Annotated in this window: 4 protein-coding genes; 2 read left to right on the forward strand and 2 right to left on the reverse strand. The window is 32.8% G+C overall.

Annotation, left to right across the window (positions count from 1 at the left end):
* Positions 1-96: 96 nt before the first annotated feature.
* Both EO93_RS15180 and EO93_RS15185 read right to left on the reverse strand, forming a co-directional pair.
* Complete coding sequence (locus EO93_RS15180) at positions 97-393, reverse strand: hypothetical protein (RefSeq protein ID WP_048163414.1); 297 nt, start codon at positions 391-393, stop codon at positions 97-99.
* Positions 386-1,321 carry a hypothetical protein gene (locus EO93_RS15185; protein ID WP_048163416.1) on the reverse strand — a complete coding sequence of 312 codons (936 nt, stop codon included), beginning with the start codon at positions 1,319-1,321 and terminating at the stop codon, positions 386-388. The genes EO93_RS15180 and EO93_RS15185 overlap by 8 nt, the downstream gene beginning before the upstream one ends.
* Positions 1,322-1,708: 387 nt before the next feature.
* On the opposite strand from EO93_RS15185, the gene EO93_RS15190 reads away from it, so the two are divergent.
* Both EO93_RS15190 and EO93_RS18340 read left to right on the forward strand, forming a co-directional pair.
* Positions 1,709-2,758 (forward strand): ParA family protein, encoded by a 1,050-nt coding sequence (locus EO93_RS15190; RefSeq protein WP_048163418.1) that lies wholly within the window; start codon positions 1,709-1,711, stop codon positions 2,756-2,758.
* Between the two features lie 707 nt (positions 2,759-3,465).
* Entirely contained in the window at positions 3,466-4,563 is a 1,098-nt protein-coding gene (locus EO93_RS18340) for a restriction endonuclease (RefSeq protein WP_235284297.1), read from the forward strand.
* Positions 4,564-5,945: the final 1,382 nt, after the last annotated feature.

The following is a 5,945-nucleotide window of genomic DNA, read 5'->3' on the forward strand; positions in this document are numbered from 1 at the left end:
CTTTAGCTGTACTTTTAGTGGGGATAACTGTAAATTACGGCATTAAAGAAAGGAAGGAATTACAAGCTTTCTCTGAGTAACGAAGTAAAGAGGGGGCTATATACTTAATCTCCCATTACATTTTTTATTAAGCAATTGTAGTGCAGATTTCATAAAAAAATATGAGAGGTATATTGTTGAATTCTTGATGGTCCAATTCATTATTCTAGTATAAAACTCAAAATCTCTTTCTGCTATATCTAATGCATTGTCAATGACTAGATAGCTATATGATATTTTATTAGATGATATGATTTCTTCTAGCCTAAAAAGAGATGAGTCTAAATAAAATCCTTCATACTTACCTTCCAAAATTCCATTAAATATGGATGAAATTTCATCAACTTCATTCATTAGAGACACCGCGGAATGAAGTGATTAATTTTTGACTGGGTGCAATTCCATATTTAGTAGATAATTTGTACAATTCTTTGCTAACAATCTCGTCATATATTTTTCTCGCAAATTCATAGAACTTAATCTCAATTTTTTTATTTGGTTCTACGTCAATCCATGCAAGTTTGGGAAATTCTAATTCAATTTTGCCAGTACTATTTATTGTAAATCTTACTTCAGCTTCTTTACTTAAATTATCATGCTTAGAGATTATACTTGATTTGAAGCCTGTTATAATTATATTATTGCTATCCTTAAGCTCTTTTATTTTTTCAGCGTTTGGATCTAATATACTCCTTCGTTCTGATTGATATTCCGCTTGCTGGGTGTTTCCAAAACCTGGTTCTTTTACAGGGTTAAAGCTGATTTCAGATAAGTTACTTTCAAATTTATCAAAACATAAATTCCTTAACTCATATTCATCAAATTCCAATTGCTTTGGCTGAGAGTCTGCTAAAATAGATCTATATTGCGCAAAAAGACGCTCGTTTTTTGTACCTCCACCATTGAAAACAAGTAAATTAAGATTGTTAGTCTCATCTTGAAAATTGTCAACATGTATAGTAGAAACTATTAAATTTTTTATTTTAAAAGAAGTACTCGACAAATATTCTTTTGTTTTGGAATCAAATATAGCACTTGAATGACGCAGATCACCCATTTTAGCAAACAGCAAATGAATACTTTGTTCATTTTTTATGTCATCAATACATCCAAAGTCACGACCAAATTTTAGCCTATTTCTTTTAAAATGTTGACTAATTTGCTCTAAGTTAAAAGAGCATTTAGTTTCGTATCTAAGAATTGATAATTTCCTATGTGTGTTAATATCAGAAGATTCAATTTCAAGTTCCCATTCAAAAGGTAAATCCACTTCATCATTCATACGAACACGGCATTTGCAGTTTAAATTTTGGTATGTTTTTCTTAACTATTTTTGCATATCTAGTTGATTTTCGGTCAGCTATGATATATTCCTACATGACCAAGAACTAAGTTCAAAAATGCAAAGAAGTAGGTATCAAAAACTAAAAGGCTTAGGCTTAATATATGCATCCAAGCTTCCTACAATTCTGCTTTCAAGTCTCATATATGTATAGCTTCAAGAGATTTACTTAGGATTATCAAATAATACAAAAGGATAATAAAATGATAAAGAATTAGATAAATAGTACTTATACATTATGAAATTACACATATAATTAAATTTTACAGCATGTATGCCATGCCTAATCTCTCGTAAAGTTTAGATACCACTTCATAAGGAGATAAAATGGATACTAAAAGCTATGTAATCTGGAATAACAAAGGGGGCGTTGGAAAGAGCACAATATCTTTTCATATTGCCTCCGTCTATGCGGAGATGAACCCCGATCGTGACGTTATGGTTATTGATATGTGCCCTCAAGCGAATGTTTCAATGATGCTCATGGGAGGAGGGCAGACTGGAGAGAGAAATTTACAGTCATTAATTGAAAGTAAATCACCAAAAACTGTAGTTGGTTATATAACTGATACGTCGGCTGCAACTGTTAAAGATTTAAAAGAATATATTGTCAATATTCATGAAATGAATGATAGACTTCCTTCTAATTTATATTTATTATCAGGAGATGGAAATCTAGAATTAATTGCTCCATTACTCGCAGCAAGAGCGAATGAAATACCTTTATCTACCTCGGATAAACCTTGGGAAAAAATACATGCGATACTCAAAAACATAACAGAGATGTCGATTAATCCAGAAAGACCTTGTACATATTTTATTGATACAAATCCGAGTTTTTCGATATACACTCAAATGGCAATATTGGCAGGAAAAGAACTTTTAGTTCCAATAAATGCTGATGATTCTTCTATTTTTGCGATTACGGGATTGTTTAATCTAATATGGGGAACAGAAACACCTCATCCTGTTTACGGGAACTATACATTTGCGGCAAAAGTTGATAGTCTAGGTATTGAGAGACCTAAAATTGCATTATTATTAGGCAATCGTTTCACTCAACAAAAAGGTGCAGCTCACGCATTTAAAGCATTGTCAAATGAAGCGATATCAAAGATGTATGAAGAATATACTAAACATCCAGATAGATTTAATCCCATTAACCGTTTCTTAAAAGACCAAACGGAATTTGAAAAAGCATATAGTTCCGAACTTCGTGACTTTAATAGTGCTGGTGTAGTAGCTGCCAACCAAGGAATTCCTCTTAGCAAGATGGTTAGAAATGTATACATAGTATATAATGAAACAATTCAAGTGTCCAAAGAACAAAGAGAAAAATGCAAAGAAACTATAGAACGTTTAGTTCAACGCCTATGAAAGTATGATTCTGCCAAGAAGAAAATTTAAAAACTAGTTGATATTCTCATCTATGAAATGCTTCCAATAGTCTGAGCAGGTCCGCCTGTGCTAGAGCTATTGCAGGCACTGGTTATAAGCCACACATGCAGCCCGTCAACCAGTAAAATCATAGTAACAAGAAAGGCTTGAGTGGGGCTTCAAATAGTGCTTTTTATGAGCGAGGATCTCAGGTGACAATTAATATATAGCGGACAATTACTAGCTGCGATTCCGAAGTATGTTCATAAAACTTGACGTTCGAATCTATTCAATGGTCACGAATTCCCGCTAATCAAGGGACTTATTTTGGAATCTAAGCACTAGTTTTCAGACAAGCTCTTAGAGGAATATTGGATATTCAAAAGAAAATGAACTTTTGTTTTTGATACCACTAGTTATTTTGCAAGGCAGCTTTACCTGAAGAATAATTTCCCCTAAAAAGAAATGTAATACATAATGTGATAAAATCAGAGATTATATCCAACGATAAGGGAAATGCATTATTAAAAATTTGGATAAATAAGGTTGCCAAGATTGCATAAAGGCTTTTTAGCTTCTATAACTTTAAATGTTTCCACTAATTATTATAATGGATGATTTATTTAAATACTGTATTTTAAAAAGGAAAAGCTTTTTAAATTATTCTCTATTTTTATAATTACTTTTTATAAAGAGGACCGAAAAAAATGGAAGATTCTTCGTCAGTTGTAGATAAAAGTACTCTAACAACCCCCTCAGATGTAAGTGCAGTACCAATTTCATTAGAAGATAATACTCTAGCAGATAATCCAACAGTTAGTACTCCCGCACCCCAACAAAAACTAAAGTTTTCAAATTTACCCCGAAAAATAGCTTATTTTATATTAGGCTCAATTTTTATATTTATGGGCTTGAGCATGTTGTCACAGAGTTTGATTGGGGGAAGTTTAGTTTGCATTTCAATTGCAATAATTATTTTTAAATTTGAAGTTAGCACTCTAATAGCCCCTGACAAACCAAAATTTTCACACGTTGTCCTGTATATAACTTATTTTATAGTAGCATCGATTAGTTTAATCTTTGGGTTATTGATCACAGTAAGCTTGCCGGTAGCAGGCATATTTTTCCTCTTGATGACAATTATATTTTTAAATTTTGCTTTTTTATGGAATCCCGAAGAACAAATAATTCGTTCAAAAGTCGCCTGGAAGAATTTGTTGAAAACTTCAGAAAAAAGGTCAGAACAAAAAAGACCGGAAAGAAACAGATTAACAGATATAAATGTAGCTAAGATAGATGGGCGGCAAGGGTACGAATTAGAAGGTTTTCTAAAGACTATTCTTAAAAGTTTAGGATATTTATGGAAGAATTTGTTGAAAGCTTTAGAAAAAAGGGCAGAACAAAAAAGATTAAAAAGAAACAGATTAACTGATATAAATGTAATATTAGCTCAGATAGATGGGATGGGAGGATATGAATTTGAAGTGTTTATGGAACATGTTTGTGAACAGTTGGGATATTCAGTCTATCGTACTAAATCATCAGGTGATCAAGGTGCAGATCTTATTCTAACATCAAAAAACAGAACAAAAACCGCTGTACAGATCAAACGATACTCGGGTAAGGTCTCAAATGGTGCAGTACAGGAAGTTGTAGCTTCAAAAGGTTTTTACAAATGTACAGAGGGTATGGTAGTTACAAATAGTTATTTTACAAATTCTGCCAAACAATTAGCTGAAGCCAATGATATTGATTTAATTGACAGAGATGGACTTATAAAAATGATTAAGAAAGTATATAATTAAATAATAGTCAATATGCAGTGACGGATAGTAGCGCCATATCCGCCACAATTTGTTGTTATTTTACAGTTTCTTACAAGAAATTTTCAATCTCGTTTTCAAGCTCTTATGAACTCAATATACCCCACTCTGTCAATCGCTTCTTAATAAATCTCATTTCGTAATCGGTGAAAGAAATACTTTGATAGTGCAATAGAGAAGTTTTTGTATCGTGACCCTGCCTACTGTATATGCTATATTCAGGAATTTCACATTTCAACATCCAGGACTCAATTGTTTTTCTTGGAGTTTTATTCCCGACTTTCGGGCTTATCTCTGCTTTTTGCGACCATCTGGACAAGTCCCTATTCCAGGAGCTTCTTTCAGGTGGTCTTTTTCCATCAAAGAATTGCTTAAATATATAATGAAATGTTGAAGACACTTCGAGGATGAAACGCTTACAGAATTGTTTAAAGGCAGAGTTGTCAAGCCTACAGTACGCAATGATGTTACAGTAAAAGAGAATGTTATTCAAAGCAAAGAGCCCGCAATCAAAATCCTAAACCCCTTAGAAGGGTTATCAGAGAAAAGAGATACAAACAGCATTCAAATTTTAACCACTTATAATGACTCTGATTTAGTCGCTGATCTGTTAGACAGAAATAAAACCTCTTGAATTTTCATCATCAAATTTGGTGAGAATCTTCAGGATATGTAATGCAAGAAGAAGCCCAGAGGCGCTGAATCTACTGTATCCCCCAATACAGTCTCTTCGAATATTATGCTCCCCCAAGCAAATTAATTCGAAGAAGAATCAGCGACCTCCAGGAGGTTCTTTTATTTTGATGATACCCCTTTATTCCCCAACTCCAGTACATAATTAAGAGTATAAATTATATTAAATTAATTATACAAAAAATTGTTTTCAAGCAAAAAATATTTTGACGTAAAAAGTTTCAAGCTCATTATAGCTCTTTTCTTAAGTAGGACTTACGCATTTGAAGTACAAAATTAAGCACTTTCGGCTTTGTGACTAAGTTTAATGTTTTAGATAGTAAAACTTGCAGGGCAGGAGATTAAAGATCCGGTTAATAGCTAACAAAAACTTCAGATTTTTCTTAGAAATTCGAGACTGGATTGTAATCCGACCTTCCGCAGATGTCTTCAAAAAAATAACATTTTTCTTGTTATCGTTTTTGGAGAATTAGTCGAAAATCTGCAGTTATTATCTCAACTGAAGCTTCTGGAAATAAGTGCCGGAAGTTTTCAATGAAGGCAAAAGGTCGAAAATTGCGGGATATTTCAAAAACACATGGGATATTTCAAAAACACATATTTGAATAACCTGAGTAGTTTTCAGACAAAACGATAGCAGTAAAAATTGTGAAAATTGAAAGGACATCTGC

Origin of the sequence: Methanosarcina sp. 1.H.A.2.2, from assembly GCF_000979975.1 — an archaeon.
Lineage (GTDB): Archaea > Halobacteriota > Methanosarcinia > Methanosarcinales > Methanosarcinaceae > Methanosarcina.

Coding starts and splice junctions, on each gene's coding strand:
- EO93_RS15180 (WP_048163414.1), bottom strand. CDS start 393: ATGAATGAAGTTGATGAAATTTCATCCATATTTAATGGAATTTTGGAA.
- EO93_RS15185 (WP_048163416.1), bottom strand. CDS start 1,321: ATGAATGATGAAGTGGATTTACCTTTTGAATGGGAACTTGAAATTGAA.
- EO93_RS15190 (WP_048163418.1), top strand. CDS start 1,709: ATGGATACTAAAAGCTATGTAATCTGGAATAACAAAGGGGGCGTTGGA.
- EO93_RS18340 (WP_235284297.1), top strand. CDS start 3,466: ATGGAAGATTCTTCGTCAGTTGTAGATAAAAGTACTCTAACAACCCCC.